The organism is Kosakonia oryzae (assembly GCF_001658025.2).
Taxonomy (GTDB): domain Bacteria; phylum Pseudomonadota; class Gammaproteobacteria; order Enterobacterales; family Enterobacteriaceae; genus Kosakonia; species Kosakonia oryzae.
On sequence record NZ_CP014007.2, the window covers coordinates 64,184 to 82,738 of the forward strand.

At 51.1% G+C, this 18,555-nt stretch carries 15 protein-coding genes, 1 tRNA gene and 2 pseudogenes; 7 read left to right on the forward strand and 11 right to left on the reverse strand.

The features are described from left to right. Positions 1-80 precede the first annotated feature (80 nt). A complete protein-coding gene (locus AWR26_RS00320) occupies positions 81-1,247 on the reverse strand; it encodes a multidrug effflux MFS transporter (RefSeq protein WP_064562658.1) in 1,167 nt (388 codons plus the stop codon). Positions 1,248-1,416: 169 nt separating this feature from the next. On the opposite strand from AWR26_RS00320, the pseudogene AWR26_RS00325 reads away from it, so the two are divergent. Next, positions 1,417-1,661 (forward strand): annotated as a pseudogene (locus AWR26_RS00325) (hypothetical protein); the annotation flags it as partial. Positions 1,662-1,679: 18 nt separating this feature from the next. Then, the gene (locus tag AWR26_RS00330; protein WP_064562660.1) at positions 1,680-2,567 is read left to right on the forward strand and encodes a dihydrodipicolinate synthase family protein; all 888 of its coding nucleotides are present in this window, start codon (positions 1,680-1,682) and stop codon (positions 2,565-2,567) included. A 32-nt stretch (positions 2,568-2,599) separates the two neighbouring features. Here the strand turns inward: AWR26_RS00330 and AWR26_RS00335 are convergent, their stop codons facing one another. Next, positions 2,600-3,652: an AbrB family transcriptional regulator gene (locus AWR26_RS00335; RefSeq protein ID WP_064562662.1), complete on the reverse strand. Its 1,053-nt coding sequence runs from the start codon at positions 3,650-3,652 to the stop codon at positions 2,600-2,602. 758 nt (positions 3,653-4,410) lie between these two features. On the opposite strand from AWR26_RS00335, the gene AWR26_RS00340 reads away from it, so the two are divergent. Beyond that, positions 4,411-5,040, forward strand: coding sequence for a LuxR C-terminal-related transcriptional regulator (locus AWR26_RS00340; protein ID WP_064562665.1), 630 nt, complete (start codon positions 4,411-4,413; stop codon positions 5,038-5,040). A 101-nt stretch (positions 5,041-5,141) separates the two neighbouring features. Here the strand turns inward: AWR26_RS00340 and AWR26_RS00345 are convergent, their stop codons facing one another. After that, positions 5,142-5,423 (reverse strand): hypothetical protein, encoded by a 282-nt coding sequence (locus AWR26_RS00345; RefSeq protein WP_064562667.1) that lies wholly within the window; start codon positions 5,421-5,423, stop codon positions 5,142-5,144. 469 nt (positions 5,424-5,892) lie between these two features. Between AWR26_RS00345 and AWR26_RS00350 the strand changes: the two genes are divergently transcribed. Next, positions 5,893-6,576: a hypothetical protein gene (locus AWR26_RS00350; protein WP_064562669.1), complete on the forward strand. Its 684-nt coding sequence runs from the start codon at positions 5,893-5,895 to the stop codon at positions 6,574-6,576. Positions 6,577-6,719: 143 nt separating this feature from the next. Here the strand turns inward: AWR26_RS00350 and rhuM are convergent. Both rhuM and AWR26_RS00360 read right to left on the reverse strand, forming a co-directional pair. After that, positions 6,720-7,264 (reverse strand): annotated as a pseudogene (gene rhuM / locus AWR26_RS00355) (RhuM family protein). Between the two features lie 107 nt (positions 7,265-7,371). After that, positions 7,372-7,680: a SymE family type I addiction module toxin gene (locus AWR26_RS00360; RefSeq protein ID WP_007369470.1), complete on the reverse strand. Its 309-nt coding sequence runs from the start codon at positions 7,678-7,680 to the stop codon at positions 7,372-7,374. Positions 7,681-7,816: 136 nt separating this feature from the next. Between AWR26_RS00360 and AWR26_RS00365 the strand changes: the two genes are divergently transcribed. Then, on the forward strand, positions 7,817-8,032 hold the full coding sequence (locus AWR26_RS00365; RefSeq protein ID WP_064568931.1) for a hypothetical protein: 216 nt from the start codon (positions 7,817-7,819) through the stop codon (positions 8,030-8,032). Here AWR26_RS00365 and AWR26_RS00370 read toward each other — a convergent pair. From AWR26_RS00370 to AWR26_RS00380, 3 genes are all read right to left on the reverse strand, one after another. Continuing rightward, positions 8,025-8,852, reverse strand: coding sequence for a HEPN domain-containing protein (locus AWR26_RS00370; RefSeq protein ID WP_064562672.1), 828 nt, complete (start codon positions 8,850-8,852; stop codon positions 8,025-8,027). The genes AWR26_RS00365 and AWR26_RS00370 overlap by 8 nt on opposite strands. Next, positions 8,842-9,951: a DUF262 domain-containing protein gene (locus tag AWR26_RS00375; RefSeq protein WP_064562675.1), complete on the reverse strand. Its 1,110-nt coding sequence runs from the start codon at positions 9,949-9,951 to the stop codon at positions 8,842-8,844. The genes AWR26_RS00370 and AWR26_RS00375 overlap by 11 nt, the downstream gene beginning before the upstream one ends. 87 nt (positions 9,952-10,038) lie before the next feature. After that, a tRNA-Sec gene (locus tag AWR26_RS00380) sits at positions 10,039-10,133 on the reverse strand. A 289-nt stretch (positions 10,134-10,422) separates the two neighbouring features. On the opposite strand from AWR26_RS00380, the gene AWR26_RS00385 reads away from it, so the two are divergent. Together AWR26_RS00385 and yicI are read left to right on the forward strand one after the other, a co-directional pair. Beyond that, positions 10,423-11,814 carry a glycoside-pentoside-hexuronide family transporter gene (locus AWR26_RS00385; protein WP_064562678.1) on the forward strand — a complete coding sequence of 464 codons (1,392 nt, stop codon included), beginning with the start codon at positions 10,423-10,425 and terminating at the stop codon, positions 11,812-11,814. A 10-nt stretch (positions 11,815-11,824) separates the two neighbouring features. Then, positions 11,825-14,143 (forward strand): alpha-xylosidase, encoded by a 2,319-nt coding sequence (gene yicI / locus AWR26_RS00390; RefSeq protein ID WP_064562681.1) that lies wholly within the window; start codon positions 11,825-11,827, stop codon positions 14,141-14,143. A gap of 43 nt (positions 14,144-14,186) precedes the next feature. On the opposite strand, the gene lpxO is transcribed toward yicI, so the two are convergent. From lpxO to AWR26_RS00405, 3 genes are all read right to left on the reverse strand, one after another. After that, positions 14,187-15,095, reverse strand: a complete 909-nt coding sequence (gene lpxO, locus AWR26_RS00395) for a lipid A hydroxylase LpxO (protein ID WP_064562684.1) — start codon at positions 15,093-15,095, stop codon at positions 14,187-14,189. A 101-nt stretch (positions 15,096-15,196) separates the two neighbouring features. Continuing rightward, positions 15,197-16,933 carry an AsmA family protein gene (locus AWR26_RS00400; RefSeq protein ID WP_064562687.1) on the reverse strand — a complete coding sequence of 579 codons (1,737 nt, stop codon included), beginning with the start codon at positions 16,931-16,933 and terminating at the stop codon, positions 15,197-15,199. A 120-nt stretch (positions 16,934-17,053) separates the two neighbouring features. Beyond that, a complete protein-coding gene (locus AWR26_RS00405; protein WP_064562690.1) occupies positions 17,054-18,439 on the reverse strand; it encodes a nucleobase:cation symporter-2 family protein in 1,386 nt (461 codons plus the stop codon). Positions 18,440-18,555: the final 116 nt, after the last annotated feature.

An 18,555-nucleotide genomic window follows, 5' to 3' on the forward strand; every position in this document is an offset into this window, starting at 1 on the left:
GGTTTCCGGGAACAGCGATCATAGCCCTGCCAATTACCTGCGACTATTGGGGGAAATCGGCATGATCTTATGAGCCGGAATCATGAATGGCGGCGCAATACCATCGCCGCGCTGGCGAGCGTGAAGAGTGCCATGACCCATGCCATTGTCCACGGCGTACCGTCGCGAAACCACGTCAGCAGCAGGGACGAAATGATGCCGCTGCCGTACTGTAAGGAACCCATTAATGCGGCGGCTGACCCGGCAATGGTTGGTACGGCATCAAGCGCCGCGGCGGTGGAGGTTGCAGCGATAATGCCGTTCATCGAGAAGAACAAGAAGACGCAGACAACGACCGCAGCAATGCCGCCCAGTTGCAGCTTCACCACCAATGCCAATGCGACGGCTGCAACAGCCGCACCCGCTACAGCGATTTTCAGCAGCCGTTCCAGCGGATGGCGCTGTACCAGCCGCCGGTTCACCACGCTCATCCCCATCAGCCCCACAATATTGATGGCGAACAGCCAGCCGTAATATTGCGGATCGATACCGTAATAGCGGATATAGACGAATGGCGACCCGGTAATAAATGCGTATGCGGAAACGTAGAAAAAAGTCAGGCACAGCGTAAAACGCATAAAGGCGCGATTGTGCAGCAGCGAGAAATAGTTGGTAAATGCGCCCGCCAGCGAGGTGTTGACCCGTTTTTCCGGCGGCAGGGTTTCCGGCAGCGCATAGAGGGAGAGGAACATCAACCCGCCAATCACCGCCAGCAGCCAGAAAATGGCGTGCCAACTGGTGATCTTAATGATTTGCCCGCCCGCCAGCGGCCCGATAATCGGGGCGATAGCCATAATGATGGTCAGCGTCGAGAGCATCTGCGCGGCGCGGGTGCGGGCAAACAGATCGCGGATCATCGCCCGCGCCAGCATCGGCCCGGTACAGGCGCCAAAGGCCTGAAACACGCGCCAGAAGACAATTTGCTCAATATCCGTCGACAGGGCGCAGCCAGCGGAACCGATAATAAACAGCAGCATACCGATAAACAGCGGCCGACGGCGGCCTATGGCGTCGCTGATCGGTCCCCATACCAGTTGTGCCAGCGCGAAGCCGATTAAGAAACCGGTAATGGTCAGTTCGATATCCCCTTGCAGCTCGCTGGCCATTAGCGGCATGGCGGGTAGATAGATATCTGTCGACAGAGAAGTAAAGGCCATCAGCGCGCTGAGGATCGCGAGGAACAGCGGCCCGTGTATCTTGTTGCTCATAGGATCCTGATTCAATAACGAGGAGGGTACCGACAAAGGCGGAACGTTATCTTAATCAGAGCGACACAAATGATAACGTCATTAAATCATAATGACGTTATGAGCGATGTTCATGAATGGCATTCGCTGGCCGTTATGGTAAAGACCACCGGCTGCGCGCGGTGGCTGGCAAGTGGTGCGGGATATCTGTTTGCGCTACGGCGTGGTACCGGCCATTCACCCGGTGGTGGATCTCTACAACGCTATTCGCCTGCGCTACGCTGTTCCGGTTGGCGACGGAAATTGGGGTTCATCCTCGAGAGCCTGCCGGAAATGCCGCAGGCTGCATTATGTGAGGCAGGCGACGAACTTTTCGCCGGATTGCAACGTATGATGCCAGGCTATTGCTGTGAGAAAACAGCGCTGGGTTTATGACTCTGAAGGGGGTAAAGCATGGATTTCACGGGGCTGAGCGCATTTCCGCTGACGCCGCTGGTTGATGAGCGGCTGGATGAAGCTGCATACGTTCGGCTGATCGAGAAGCTCCGCGTGGCCGGGGTGGATTCGATTGGCGCGTTAGGATCGACGGGTTGCTATCCCTATTTCAGCCGTAATGAACGCGCTGCCGCGCTGCGTCTGGCGACGGAGCACTCCGGCGCGGTGCCGGTGATCGCCGGGATTGGCGCACTGCGTACCCGCGATGTGCTGTGGCTGGCGGAGGATGCGCAAAAAGCGGGCGTTAGCGCGGTGCTGCTGGCGCCGGTTTCCTATCACGCGTTAACCGAAGAGGAAGTCTTTGGCCTGTACGCGGCGGTGACTCGCGAATTGTCGGTGCCGCTATGTGTTTACGATAATCCCGGTGCGACGCATTTCACCTTCAGCGATGCGCTGCTTGCTCGCATCGCCCGGTTACCCAATATTGGCTCGATCAAAATTCCTCCCCTTGGTGCGCAGGAGCGGATTGCGGCGCTGCGGGGGCACATTCCGGCACATATTACGCTCGGCATCAGCGGCGATGCTATCGCAGTGGACGGTCTGAGCGCTGGTTGCGGGATCTGGTATTCGGTGCTGGGCGGACTCTTCCCGCAAGCGGCGCTGGCCATCTCCCGCGCGGCGCAGGCTGGCGACATGGCGCAGGCGCGGGCGCATTCCGACGCGCTGGCACCGCTGTGGGATCTATTCAAACGCTATGGTGGCAGCCTGCGGGTGATCGCAACTGCCGCCGAATTGCTCGGTGTGGTGACGGCGCCGTGTCTGCCGCCGCCATTACAGACGCTGCAAGGTGACGCGCGCCGTGAAGTGGCTGGGGTGATCGAAAGGCTGCGTCTGGCTGCAGAGTGATTGTCGCCCCGGCATTGACGTTCCTGCCGGGGTTAAGCTCCCAGCCTCTTCGCCACAAAACGTGAAATCGCCGGGCCGGTGATCAGCACCAGAATAAAGCGTCCGGTCTGCATCGCCATCACAAACGAGATATCAACGTGGCTTGAAGAGGCGATGATCGCCACCGTGTCTGCCCCGCCGGGGCTGGTGGCGAGATAGGCGGTGAGCGGATCGATACCGGCGAACTGCACCAGCAAAAATGCAAAGCCGCAGCACACGGCTACCAGTGTCAGCACCGACAGCAACACGCGCGGCAGTGCGCGGGCGGCGTACCAGACAATCTCCCGCGTAAAGCGCAACCCGATGCTCCAGCCAATCACCGCGTAGGAGAGCGCCAGCAGCCACGGCGGCAATTCCAGCGACAACACCCTGGTATCTTCGATAATGGTCCCCAGTATTAACGTTATCAGCATCGGACCGGAGGGAAGTTTTACTCGCCGGGCGATCAGATAACCTGCCGCAATGACCAGCAACGTACCGGCAAACGGCAGCCAGCGCACCGGGCCGAACAGGGTAAATGTCGCAACCGCGTGATCCGGGCTGGTCGCGCCCATCCATATGCGGGTTACCAGCACCGCGACCAGCGCCACAATCATTACCCGCAGATACTGCATAAATGCCACCAGGCGGACATCGGCACCGAAACTCTCAGCCATAATGGTCATGGCTGCCGCCGCGCCCGGCGACGACCCCCAGATCGCCGTGGAGCCTGGAAAAACCTGTAGCTTCGCCATAATCCAGCCGAGAATGGCGCTGGCGAAAATCACCGAGACAATGCAACTGATAAACAGCGGCCAGTCGGCAGCAATACGACCGAACACCGAGGGGGGAATGGCATGGGCGATCATTGCGCCAACCACCGCCTGCGCAACGCCGAAACTGGTTTTGCTTACCACTACCGGTCGGTTAAGGATGGCGAGAATAATCCCGGCAAACATCGGCCCCAGCAGGAGCGCAGCGGGCAGATGGACCCGCTCCATCATGGCGACAAAGAGCAGTGAGAGGAAAAGTAGCGGCAACCAGTTACGCAGTTTGGGCATCGCCATCAGCAGCACTCCGGATGAGTGGCAGTGATAACCGTGGGATCAGCGAAAGACATAACACTCCCTGAACAATAACAGTTTGAAAAGCAAGGCATGTCTTTCGAATGTAAGCGTTCTATACGGGTAGTGCAATCTTTCATCTGGCACTGGGCAGCAGAGTTCGCTTTTGACTATTACAGATAAAATTTAAGAGGCTGGTTAACAACGTCGTTTGTCAGCTTTGTGTAATCTGCAATTGTTAATTAATTTCTTAATCATTCGCTTGCTGTATGAAAAATCCTAAAACATGATCGGCATTCTTGCTATTAAGAAAAAGATAACTAATTTTAGTAGGTAACTATTCGACAGGTAGCAAAAGTTAGAAAATAAAATTTTCCCTTCATCCATTTTTTTCTTTTTTAATAATTAAGATACGTTAATCAACCTGTTAATTAATACGGTGTTACAAAATTCCGTATGAATAAGCGCTTTAGCGCTCATAGTGCATTGCTTTGATATATTCCAGTTATTTTTTTTCGTTTTATTTTACCGATTAGCTTGCGAAGTTTTTAACGGAAATATAATGTATTATTAACAACTCTAACGGTGCAGGCGAGACGGTAGAGTAGAATACCTGGTCATTATTTATTCATAATATTATGGGTGGAAAACCTTTATTTTTCAATGGGAAAGGTAAATCCTGCAGCAAACGTTAACACTACTCTGACAAACGTATCAGTCATGTGGACGAGGCGAGAAATAACCTTATCGGGAGGCTGAATATGTATATCATCTCACAAGATAGTTACTTTGTGATGGGCATGGATATACTGCTCAAAACGATTAATCCTTGCGCAACACATACATTGATTGCGTACGATCGTGGGGATGAACAAATATTATTCTTTAGCGTGGATAAACTCATTTTAATCCTGAGTGAAGAAAAAAGTTTTCCTTCGTTTATATGTTCACGATTCATAAAAGTGGATAAATCTTCCTCTTTATCTTTCCTGAAGCATGAGCTTAAGAAAACCATTAAGTTATTGAAAGGAAAATCAAAGTTTGATATTACCCGAGAAATCCACCTGAATAAAACGGAGCATAAAATTTTACTCCTGCTTCTGGATTACCAGGCGGGTGATGAAATTGCGCAAGCGCTCGGTTTGGATAAGAAAATCGTCAGTAATTACAAAAACTCGATCCTGCGAAAACTCGGGTTAAACAGCGTCGCGGAACTGATCCAGATCTACAATAACTGGAATGACTGTTTTTGCTGTATTGCCGGTAAAGTTGTACCGGAGGCGACCTTTCAGGAGCGCAAAGACAGCAACGAGTTGAAAATGGTCAGATCCCCGACGCGCTACAATTTCCCTGCTCCCCCTACCCGACGTTTGTTAATGCATATGCAATAAGACTTATTCACAAAACGGTTCAGGTCACCTGGTGCACTGCCACTACCACGTACCAGGAGATTCTGTTGGATCTTCGTGACGTATTCACGCCATCAGGGCCATCAAAAATCATAGGCATTGATGATCTTCATTAATTCCTCGTCGTTTTTATACTTTTCCCGTAACGTTTTGAGCTGAACCACGGCTTTGCCGCAGGTGGCTTCAAGGTTGGCATCCAGCGCTTTTTGCTGTTGCTCATCGAGATCGCTGTCCTGTTCGCTGGCAAAATGTTCGCACTGCTCGGCAAGCGCGCGGAAATCACTGACATCTTTCGGTAACGGTGCTGCGGCAAAAGCGGTGTTGAAGTAAAAAACGGTGGCGACGATAAAAAATGAGCGTTTCATCGGTTGTTGTCTGTTGGTTGTTATCTATCGGTTTTTGGAGTGCCTATGTTACTCCTGAACGCCCTGAGTGATAAATCACGGTGGCGCCCGATATCGGTTGTTTTATGCGCAGATAACGTTGGTGAGGACGGGGTTCGTCTTGCTGGCCGGGCGCGTTTGGCGAATACGGTAATATTTTCCTCATCCTCTATTATTATCGTCACCCTTGCAAATACAGAAGGGCCCATTAGAGGTGAAGGGAAAATAGTGTATTGCATTGTTAATGCAGTTTGCGTTGCGTCTTAACGCAAATAACAAATCATCAAATAAAAATCATTGTGTTAAACGCGTTAGTGTTTATTGTAATTCTTATTTAAAGCGTTTTTAGAAGATTCTTACAGTGCATACTTATATAGTTTTCATTCATGCGATCAGATCTTAATGTACTTTTTAATGGGTTAATAACTTATAAAATTAAGGTGCAATGTAAATGAATGAAATATTAAATGGATTTGAGAAGTGCGTCGATATTTATAGGGATTACAATAATTATCTTGATAAGCATCAGCTTAATGGTATTTGCTTCGGTTCCTCGCTGTACTGGACTTCTGATGCGCTGCGAGAAATTGCCAATGATAAAAATACAGTTGGATTTGCCATTAATGACAAACAGCGTTTTTTTGATTTTGGTAATTATGTGCAAAATTCTGCCATAAAAATGCACAGAACAACAGAAGGGCGTATACAACTTCTGCAAACGTTAAACAGGCAGGAGGATTTATTAGCAAAGCGAGCCGGTTACAGATTACATTATGAGTTGGCGGGCGATACTGCTGCGAGATTTCACATGGAATGTATTCTGAACAATGTCCCAGCATATAATAATACTGCCATTGTTATATCCACGGCATTAAGCGAAAGGATCCTGCATCCCCTTGAGCATACGTATTCCAGCTTTTCACATTCTACGGCACTGTTAAATTGTGGCGGATCGGTTTATTTATTTGATGTTAACGAGGGGGTTTACAGGCTGAGAAAAAATAGTGCCTGCTCATGCGAAACTGTTTTTAATGTTATCGCCCATAACCTTGGTTTATCCGGTATCGGAAATATAAACTATGATCTGCGCTGGGATGGACATGTTTTTATGCGCTTGAAAAAAACAAGATCGTGATTATAAAAAACTGATGAACCATAACGTCTCGGGGGTGTTTTATACCTCCGATTGACAATCAAGGGTATTAAAAAACAATTTTATTATATATAAAATTGTGATTATTTCTTTAGCCATTATATTAATGAAAATAAAAGATTCCACTATTCACGTGGCTTTTTACTCCACGGAAGTAAATCTGCGATGCTTTTCTCTCCTTCCGACTCTTTTAAGCGCCGCTGTTGCTCAGCAAACTGGACGTATTCCGTTTGTGCTTTTTCATCTGCTGCTTTTTTAGTTATTTTTCCTGCATCTTGCAGAACATCACGGTCGTTGAATTGCAGAAATTGATCCAACTTTAACTGCCAGTCACGCAGAAATACCTGCTGACGACGGCGGGCCTGGTCTTCGGCAAAGTCCAGCCACATATTGACCACGCGGTTGAGTTCGCTAACCTGGCGGGTTCTGCCTGCTGAACCTGTAATTAAGACTTACAGGTTGTGTTTTGTTCAAGCTCTCCTTCTTCATAAATGGCTTTGATATGTTGGGTTATTGCTTGCGGGCTGACCTGGTAAAGTGCGGCAATGGACGCCTGCGGGAGCCATAAGGTTTCATGCTCGAAGCGGCATGTAATGCGTACTTTCCCGTCACCGCTGGCGAACATGATAAATTCACCTGCCGGGGATTGGGTTAAGCGTTCATCTGCCATGCCTGCGCGATATGCGTTCTGATTGCTGAATAAGCTATGCAGTATGCCAGATACTCATACTGCATTTCATTAGCGCAACCACTATGAAGATAAAGGAGAAAGGGCGCTCAGTTAGGCTTTGATTGCAGATAGGCGTTTTTCATGACGCTTTTCACTTCCCTGAGTTGCCTGCGGGTTTTATCCAGCTCGCTTGCCAGCCACTCTTCCTTCTCGCTGTGTTTGGTTAGCACAATGCAACCCTGCATCACTTTCACCAGCAGATGTTGCCCGGTATCAAACCCGGCATCGCGCAACCACTTGCCGGAAAGCATAATGCACGGCGTACTGGTGTCGCCCTGATTCGGGCGATAGCGCACAATTACACTGTGCTCGGTTCCGGTGGGCGTAAAGTCTGGGGTAGAATGCGGATCAGCCATTATCAACTCCTTGATAGTTGGGGATGGTTAGCTCTCGTCTGGTATCGCAAGTACCTGGCGAGGGCGTTTAAATGTCAGGACGACTTATGCCAGGGGACGTGCCTGAGTGGTTAAAGATTATGCTTTAGGTACGTACATGACAAAAGCTAAACGTGACACTAATCAGTCAAAATGCGGCAAAGCTCCCACATTTCAAATTAGGATCACACCAGAGTTGAAAGCGCAGTTTGAAGCGGCTGCAAATGACGCGGGGATGAGTTTGGGGAATTGGCTCAAAACCCTTGGTAGAAAGGAACTGGAAAGGTTGGGTGTTGAGCCGTTAAATGCTGAACTTAGCAAAATCTCTAAGTAGCCGCTTGGCATAATCCATTTTTTAATGCTGAGAATGCTTTTGAGGCTTTTTGGCATTCTGTCGCAGCATTTTGAGCTTGGTTTAAAATTGATGGAAGAATGTTAATGGAACATTCATTAGCTTTCTGCTGCGCCTCTTCACAAATAGTTTTGAATTTCCTCGCGGTTGCTAAAAGGTAGTTGGCCTCATCTTTCTGTGCAATTAAATTAGTTTCATTATTGATCCTGTCTTTAATTTTTTCATAGTTGCTTTCAATTGCATCAAATGCAAAGGAAGAATTACGATTGAAAATATTTATCAGCCTAACGCTATCTCTCTTTGCATGGCCTAATAACGAATCCTCGAAAGAATAAAGAATATATTTGGCATATCGGTGTGCCTTATACGCGTCAGTTAATGAAGTTATCACTGAATTTGCATGAGCGTAAGAGTGCCGCCAAGTTAATATTTGATCATAAGTTTTATTGATTTCATTTTTGAGTTTTATAGAATACTTGGAAACTTTGTTCTCAAAATTAAAAAGATCGCCATCGAAATGGCTTAAATATTCCTTTAGTGTTTCGTATTTAATCCTACTATTAAGATAGCTGTATTTCCTTTCAACTTGATGAGAGAATTTATCATGAAAAAGATCAGCATAGTTTATTAAAATAGTTTTAACACAATTTTCATAGTTTGCAGCTAAACTAATGACCATTAAACCTGCAAATTCATTCCGAATTGAACGATTCTTTACATCGTTTTCAGGAGCTAATTTATCAAGCTCTAAAAAAAGAATATCTATTTTTCTAAAATATTCAACCAAACAGCTATTCATCATCTTGAAGTAACTCCTTTGCAAGGTGAAAGCGTTCATGCAGCACAGATACATCTGCTGTTGAAATTGAGGAGTTGTTTATAAACCGTTGATCACCTACAAGAGAAAAATATTTTTCCTCAAATTTATCATTCATAAATTGTGGGTTTTCGAGCAAAGTAACTAATATAGAATCCAGGACAGCTAAATTAACGACATTTCTTGGTCTAAATGGTCTTTCAAGTTTTTCAATAATAAATTTAATAGCTTGAGGAAATCTTTCTTTGAAAACTGTAGCCTTATGACTATTGAACGTTCTTTCTTCTTGCATTGTATTATTGAGAAAACGAATCATAGGTTTTTCATATTCTCTCCAGCTCTGAAATAATGAGAAAACGCGCAGGAGAATTTCCATATCTTTTTGATGTTTATCACCGGTTTTAATATTTAATATTTTCCTCCAGTTTGGGTCATTGCATAATTCTTTTAACTCTTCGACAATCGGCCCTCGATAAACAGCATTCCGTATTTCTTGAGGTTTCAGTTGTGTCCCTCCGGTGTTAAGTCGTTCAAAAATATGGAATACACTATCATTTCGTTTACTTGGCTTTAATTGCTTGATATGTATTGCACGTAATGTTGAATTCCTTATTTTTCGTTGATCCTTTGGCGATAAATCAGCAAAAGTTAAACCGTTATATTGAGATACTTCAGACAAACCTTTTAACTTAAATATTTGTCTTTTCCCTTTTATCTCATCACCGAAATATCCATCGATGAAATATTTTACCGACATAATTCTCTGTTGACCATCAATGACTTCAAGTTGATCATCGTCGTTTACATATAAGAATATTTGTGGAACAGGTAACCCCATTAAAAAGGACTCAATAAGTTTTGATGCTTGTTCTATTTTCCATACATAATTCCTTTGGTAAAAAGGTATAATTATGTCGTTTCTATTGATTTGATTTACAAGTAATTCTAAAGTGGGATCTGCTGGCGAAACGGAGATATCAAATTCTACAAAAGGAGCATCATCAATTTCTTCTTCCGTTTGGACTATTGATTCATTAGATGTCTGCTCGTCATCAGGCGCAACGTTATAAATTTGCTCTTCCATATCCTAAACTCTCAATCTCTTATTAATACATGAGATGATAAAATAATACTTTAGAGGTGGAATTGGAAATAAATATATTGGCAACTTTGGCGGAAGATCACAGGAGTCGAACCTGCCCGGGACCGCTGGCGGCCCCAACTGGATTTGAAGTCCAGCCACCTCACCGGAGATGACGATCTTCCGCGCCTGCATTGCTACATGGAGGCGGGGCGCATTATAGCTACTTTCAGTCATTTACCACATACCCTCATCAGAATTTTTCTCATTGTGCGGCCAGTAAAATAGACCGTTTAAGATAAATCCCTATCTTTTCCATTGCTTAGCCGCTTCGCTTCGGTGAAAGGGGGAGCGATCACAGAAAAGAATAAACGTAAATTGATAACAAGAAATCGCAATACCCGGCTGAAAACCAATCGTTTACAACGTGTGAAACCGCTCTCTGTGCACTTTTCACGCGTAAAGGAAACAAAAATGGACAGTCAGATTATTTCTGTGAAAGAAAAAATTGGCTACGGGATGGGCGATGCCGCCAGCCATATCGTCTTCGATAACGTGATGTTGTACATGATGTTTTTCTATACCGATATTTTCGGTATTCCCGCCGGGTTTGTCGGCACCATGTTCCTGCTGGCGCGCGCCTTAGACGCCATTTCCGACCCGTGCATGGGGCTGCTTGCCGACCGCACACGCAGCCGCTGGGGGAAATTCCGCCCGTGGATCATCTTCGGCGCGCTGCCGTTTGGCGTGGTCTGCGTGCTGGCCTACAGCACGCCGGATCTCAGCATGAGCGGCAAAATGATTTATGCCGCTGTAACTTATACGTTACTCACCCTGCTTTACACCGTGGTCAATATTCCCTATTGCGCGCTCGGCGGCGTTATCACTAATGACCCGACACAGCGCATCTCGCTGCAATCCTGGCGCTTCGTTCTCGCCACCGCAGGCGGCATGCTCTCTACGGTGCTGATGATGCCGCTGGTGAAATTAATTGGCGGCGAAGACAAAGTCGCCGGTTTCCAGGGCGGGATAGCGGTGCTCTCGGTGGTCGCCTTTATGATGCTGGCGTTCTGCTTCTTCACCACCAAAGAGCGTATCCAGGCACCGCCGAGCACCACCTCAATGCGTGAAGATCTGCGCGATATCTGGCAGAACGACCAGTGGCGCATCGTCGGCGTGCTGACCATCCTCAACATCCTCGCCGTCTGCGTGCGCGGCGGCGCGATGATGTATTACGTCACCTGGATCATGGGCGATGCCGCTATTTTTACCGCGTTCCTCACCACCTACTGCGTCGGCAACCTGATTGGCAGCGCGCTGGCGAAACCGCTGACCGACTGGAAATGCAAAGTCACCATCTTCTGGTGGACTAACGCCGCGCTCACCGTGCTGAGCATCGCCATGTTCTTCGTGCCGATCCAGGCCAGCGTCACCATGTTCATCTTTATCTTTGTCATCGGCGTGCTGCACCAGCTGGTGACGCCAATCCAGTGGGTGATGATGTCCGACACCGTCGATTACGGCGAATGGTGCAACGGTAAGCGCCTTACCGGCATCAGCTTTGCCGGTACGCTGTTTGTGCTGAAACTCGGCCTTGCATTTGGCGGCGCGTTGATTGGCTGGGCGCTGGCTGGTGGCGGTTACGATGCCGCGGCTCACAGCCAGAACAGTACCACCATCAGCATCATTATTGCCTTGTTCACGCTGGTTCCGGCGCTTTGCTACCTGCTCAGCGCCATTATCGCCAAACGCTTTTACACGCTGAAAACGCCGTTCCTGAAAGCGATCATGGCGCAACTGGCGCGTGGCGAGTACCGCGGCAAACAGGGGTTTGGCCATGTTTCTGCCCGGGAAGAATTACTGTAAGGAGTGACAGATGAAAATTAGTGATGGCAACTGGCTTATCCAGCCGGGGTTGACGTTAATCCAGCCGGTTCAGGTATTTGAGGTTGAACAACAGGGCAATGAGATGGTGGTCTATGCCGCACCGCGCGATGTGCGTGAGCGCACCTGGCAACTGGATACCCCTTTGTTTACGCTGCGCTTTTCCTCGCCGCAGGAAGGGATTATCGGTGTGCGCATTGAGCACTTTCAGGGCGCGCTGGATAACGGCCCGCACTTCCCGCTTAACGTTGCGCAAAACGTTCACGTGGAGATACGTAACACGGAAGCGTTTGCCGAGCTGCAAAGCGGTTCGCTTAGTGTTCGCGTGGGGAAAGGCGACAACTGGGCGATCGATTTTCTGCGCGATGGCGAGCGCATCACCGGCAGCCAGTTGAAAAATAATGGCTATGTGCAGAATGGCAACAGCGGGCGCAACTACCTTTTTGAGCGGCTGGATCTCGGCGTGGGTGAAACGGTGTATGGCCTCGGCGAGCGCTTTACCGCGCTGGTGCGCAACGGCCAGGCGGTGGAAACCTGGAACCGCGATGGCGGCACCAGCACCGAGCAGTCGTACAAAAATATCCCCTTCTACCTGACCAATCGTGGTTATGGCGTGCTGGTTAATCACCCGGAAGCCGTGGAATTTGAAATCGGTTCGGAGAAGGTCTCCAAAGTGCAGTTCAGCGTTGAAGGCGAGTATCTGGAGTATTTCGTTATCGACGGGCCGACGCCGCAGACGGTGCTGGATCGCTATACCCGCTTCACTGGCCGTCCGGCGCTGCCGCCCGCGTGGTCATTCGGCCTGTGGCTGACCACTTCGTTCACCACCAACTACGACGAAACGACGGTGAACAGCTTTATCGATGGCATGGCCGAACGCCAGTTGCCGCTGCATGTGTTCCACTTTGACTGCTTCTGGATGAAAGCCTTCCAGTGGTGCGATTTCGAATGGGACCCGCTGACCTTCCCGGATCCGGCCGGCATGATGAAGCGGCTGAAAGCGCGCGGGCTGAAAATCTGTGTCTGGATTAACCCCTATATCGGGCAAAAATCGCCCGTTTTCCGCGAGCTTAAAGAGAAGGGTTACTTGCTGAAACGCCCGGATGGCTCGCTGTGGCAGTGGGACAAATGGCAGCCGGGGCTGGCGATTTACGACTTTACCAACCCGGAAGCCTGCCAGTGGTATGCCGATAAGCTCAAAGGCCTGGTGGCGATGGGCGTGGACTGCTTCAAAACCGATTTCGGCGAACGCATTCCGACCGATGTTGCGTGGCATAACGGCGCGTGCCCGCAGAAGATGCACAACCATTATGCGTACATCTACAACGAACTGGTGTGGAATGTGCTGAAAGAGACGGTTGGCGAGCAGGAAGCGGTGCTGTTTGCCCGCTCGGCTTCCGTGGGCGCGCAACAGTTCCCGGTCCACTGGGGCGGCGACTGCTACGCCAACTACGAATCGATGGCCGAAAGCTTGCGCGGCGGGTTATCGATTGGTCTTTCCGGTTTTGGCTTCTGGAGCCACGATATCGGCGGCTTCGAAAATACTGCGCCTGCGCATGTTTACAAACGCTGGTGCGCGTTCGGGCTGTTCTCCAGCCACAGTCGCCTGCATGGCAGCAAATCCTACCGCGTGCCGTGGGCGTACGATGAAGAGTCCTGCGATGTGGTACGCCACTTCACACAGTTGAAATGCTGCCTGATGCCATACCTTTATCGCCAGGCTGCGCAGGCGCATGAATCTGGCGTGCCGATGATGCGTGCCATGGTGCTGGCCTTCCCGGACGATCCGGCCTGCGACTATCTCGACAGGCAGTATATGCTCGGCGATGCGCTGCTGGTCGCGCCGGTGTTCAGCGAAGCGGGCGATGTGCAGTTTTACTTGCCGGAAGGATGCTGGACGCATCTGTGGCATAACGACGTACAGATCGGCAACCGCTGGCATAAACAGCGCCACAACTTTATGAGCCTGCCGGTTTACGTGCGCGATAACACGCTGCTGGCGCTGGGCAGTAACGATCAACGCCCGGATTATGCCTGGCACGAGGGTACGGCATTTCAGCTTTTCGCGCTGGATGATGGGCACGAAGCGTTGTGCGAAGTACCGGATGCCCGCGGCGCGGTGATCTTCCGTCTGCGGGCGAAACGTGCAAATGGCGTGATTACGATTCAGGCTGACGGTGCAGGGCGTAACTGGACGCTGTGCCTGCGCAATATTGCGCAGATTGCCGGAGTGCAGGGCGCAACGCAGTCCGGCAGCGAGCTGGGTGTGGTGATTACGCCGCAAGGGAGTGAAGTGCGTATTACGCTCTAATTTTGCGGGGGTATTTCCCTCTCCTGGCCGGGAGAGGGAGCGATTACAGTAAACCCGGCACAATAATCGCGGCGAAAATCGCGATAATAACCAGGTATTTCAACGCATAGTAGAGCTTGCGGCTGCGTTTTTTAAGGCGCTGGCCGCCTTCTCGCAGGGCATAAACATATTTGAAGATCCGGTTGATGGCGCCGGTACGGTCGCCTTCGTCGTTCGGCGAACTGGCGGCAGACATCAGCGTGGCACCAACCCAATGGTTGATCGCCTGCGCCCATCGCCATTTCATTGGCCGTTCGATGTCGCAGAACAGAATAATGCGTGTCTGGTCCGTTTTGTTTTCCGCCCAGTGAACATATGTTTCGTCAAAAATCACGGCTTCTCCGTCGCGCCAGCTGTGGCGTTGGCGATCGACCTCGATAAAACAACGATTGTCATTCGGCGTGGATAAGCCTAAGTGGTAACGCACGGAACCGGCATACGGGTCGCGGTGTTTACCAAGATAAGCCCCCGGAGGAAGCTCGGCAAACATCGCCGCCTTAATGGAGGGGATCTGGTTTACCAGCCGGGTAGTGACCGGGCAGAGCGCCTGCGCCGAAGGATGGGCATCGTCGTACCATTTCAGATAAAAACGCTTCCAGCCGCGTTTAAAGAAGGTGTTAAAACCGGCGTCATTATTGGTCTGCGCTGCTTTGATGTGATCCTGCAAACGCAGTGCTTCTTCACGTATTACCTGCCAGTTATCCGTAATTGGCTGTAACTCGGGAAACTCGGCGGTATCAAAAAAAGGCTGCTTTGGCGGCAGGCGCGAAAAACCGGTCATAAACATATTGATCGGCGCCATAAACGTCGAATGATCAAACAACTGGCGCGAAAGCTTTTGTTTCTCTATGCCGCGGGAATGCGCATAAAACACGCTGATAAGAAAAACGGCGAGAATGATAACGGCGGTCATCGTAACAGTCCTTCCTGAAAAATTGAGAAGAAGCGTAGATCACCGTTAAAAAGCCTTCCACATTCGCACGGGGAAGGCGCAATTTTTGTTAAAGCAATGTTTCAGGGCTGGGCAGGGGCGGGCTGTGCGGGAGCCTCAGTTGCGGGAGGCGCCACTACGCCGCCCGATACCACGCCGCCATGCATGCTCTGTTTTACCTGCTGTTTCTGTACGTTCACCGCAGATAACTCGCCGTTAACGCTGGGCTTCAGCGGGGCATCGGCGCGTATGCTGCCGCTGGCGGTCAGTTGCAGGTTGCCATCTCCGCTAATCGGTAACGCTGGCCAGCCCCACTCCTGGAGCACATTCAGCGGTACGCCGCGTCCGTTAAGGCTGACATTGACGCTGCGATCCGGCGTTTGCGAGACCACGGCTTTCGCTTCCAGCAACCCCTTGTCGGTGAAAGCGCTCAGTTCGGTAATATTGACCACGTTGCCGTTGGCATTCAGCGCCAGCGACGGGCGGCGCACGTCCACGCGGTTGAATGTTGCCGCTGCGGCATTCAGTTTTGCGCTACCGCTCCAGACGCCCCATTTTCCTTCGCGCACCAGTTGCAGATTGTCGCCATAACCATCCAGCGCGGTGAGCTGCCACGGGAACGTCGGATCGATATCAATCACCAGGTTGCGGCTGGCGCTGAATTTCTTCAGCGTTACCGTGTTCAGCCACGGCGGTAGATCGTCCATCCACAGTTGCTTCCAGTTTTCCGGCAGCGTGTACTCCAGCCCGGCGAACGCGGCGTCGTCGAGCACCAGCGCATGGCCCGCGCGATACCAGTTACCGGAGGTGCGCACCATGCCGTTTTCCCAGCGCGAGGTGAACTGTTGTAGCGCAATTCCCTGCGGAGAAAAGTTGGCATTCAGGATCGGGTCGAACAGATGCAGCGAGCCGTAAATAAACTCGCTGGCGTTCATCGACAGCCTGCCGTCGTCGCTCTGCCAGTCACCCTTAATCAGCGTCAAATTGCTCAGGCTCAGATCGAGGTCGGTAACCGCCCAGCCCGGCCCCTGTAAACGCGCGTCCGTCACGTCGACACGGCCAATCTGTAATGACGGTAACGTGGTCAGCGGATTGAAGAAATCGAGCAGGGTTTTATCGCTTTGCAGGCGAATATCGTTCAGGCGCAGGTTATTCACCACCCAGCCGCCATCAGCAGTGCGTTTTGCATCGCCGGTCAGCGAGCCGCGCGCCATGTCCGCGCCGATAGTCGTCAGGGTAACAACATCTTTGTCAATACTGCCCTGAATGAGCACGTTGCTGGCCGGAACACCGTTTAACGTCAGCGAACCGGCGCTCATCTGAATTTGCGTTTTACTGCCCAGCACATTGCCGGCCACCGGCTGCCAGGGCGAGACGCCGCCCATCACCCGTTGCGCGCTCAGATCCCAGCCCGTGGTCGGGCTATTGAACGCCATATTATTGAGCTGCAGGCGATCGGCCTGGAAGGGAAGCGGCGCGGCAGACGGGGAGAAATTGAGCGTGCCATCCTGCAATAAAATAGTGTCGGCGTGCAGCGGATCGGTCAACTGGCGGCTGCTCAGGCCAATATCCACGGTTTTAGCGACCAGTGTCGCCGGGTTACCTTTGCGGCCGAAATTGACGTTTTTCAGTAACACATGGGAAGGCGAGGAGAAGCGGTGATCAATCACGTCGAAGGTGAGGTGATAGTCGCTGTTGTCATTTACCCAGTTGCTGACCTGTGTCGCGCCCCAACGGGTTTGCAGCAGAAAATAAGCGGCCACTATCGCCAGTAGCAGGACGATAACGACAACTAAAAGCAGCTTTCCAAGAAATTTCATGATCTTCCATCCCCGAAGTGTCAATCAGGCAGTTATGCACGATTTATGCGCAATGCTCAAGGGCGGAATGATGAAAGGAGATGACAGCGGCAGCCGGTAAGCCCGGCTGCCGTGGCGCGGTCAGTTTTTCTCTGGCGGAAAAATCAGATTCAATACAATTGCGGTGATACCGCCTGCGGCGATACCGGAGGAGAGCAGGTTTTTCAGCCAGTCTGGCGCGAATTGCAGGATCTGCGGCTGCTGGGAAACGCCAAGGCCCACGGCCAGCGACAGCGCGATAATCATAATCGCGCGGCGGTTCAGCGGCTCGCGGGAGACGATACGCACGCCGGATGCGGCAATCGTACCGAACATCACCAGCGTTGCGCCGCCGAGCACTGGCTCAGGCAACTGCTGAACGAAAGCGCTGACCGCCGGGAACAGACCCAGCACAACCAGCATCAGCGCCACGAAGAAACCGATATAGCGGCTGGCGACGCCGGTCAACTGAATCACGCCGTTGTTCTGGCCAAAGCAGGAGTTCGGGAAAGTGTTGAACACCGCCGAAACAAACGAGTTGATGCCGTTCGCCAGCACGCCGCCTTTCAGGCGCTTCATGTATACCGGGCCGGCGACGGGCTGCTCGGAAACGTCAGAGGTGGCGGTGATGTCGCCGATGGTTTCCAGCGAGGTGATCATAAATACCAGCATCAGCGGCAGCAGCAGGTTCCAGTCGATGCTCAGGCCGTAATAGAGCGGCGTTGGTACCATAAAGGCGTTCGCTGGCGCGCTATATTCCGGCAGCATGCCCATAAACAGCGCCAGAACATAACCGACCGCCATGGCGATCACCAGTGAAGCAATACGCAGGTACGGATTACGCTGACGGTTGAGCAGAATAATGATCGCCAGCACCACGCCCGCCAGCAGCAGGTTTTTCGGCGCGCCGAAGGTGTGGTTGCCCATTGCGGCAAAACCACCGCCGACGGAAGTCAGGCCAACCTGGATCAGCGACAGGCCGATAATCATCACCACCACGCCGGAAACCAGCGGAGTAATAATGCGGCGTGCCAGCGGCAGAATGCGCGAGATAACCATTTCGGTACAGCTTGCCAGCATCAGGGTGCCGAACAGCGCAGCCATCATGGTTGGCACATCCGCACCGCCGGTTTTCAGCGCCGTGCCGCCCATGATTAACGGCGCAACGAAGTTGAAGCTGGTCCCCTGAATCGACAGCAGACCGGAACCCACCGGGCCCCAGGCTTTAATCTGGATGATGGAAGCGACGCCGGAGGCGAACAGCGACATGCTGATGATGTGCTGAGTGTCCTGAGCCGGTAACCCCAGCGCCTGGCAGATCAGCAGCGCGGGCGTAATCACGCCAACAAACATCGCCAGCAGGTGTTGCAGCGCGGCAAACAGGGTTTGCGGCAGCGGCGGGCGGTCTTCAAGGCGATAGATCAGCTCGCTGGGTTGAGTCTGCGCAACCGGTTGCGCATTTTCGGACTCGATGGTGTTTAAGGACATCTCAGACAATCCCCTGATGGAAAAGCGCTGATTTTATCGGACTGTTTGGTAAAAGCAAACGGTTGCTATGTTAAAAACACACTTTTCGAAGGGATGTTCTTTCTACCGGATAAGGT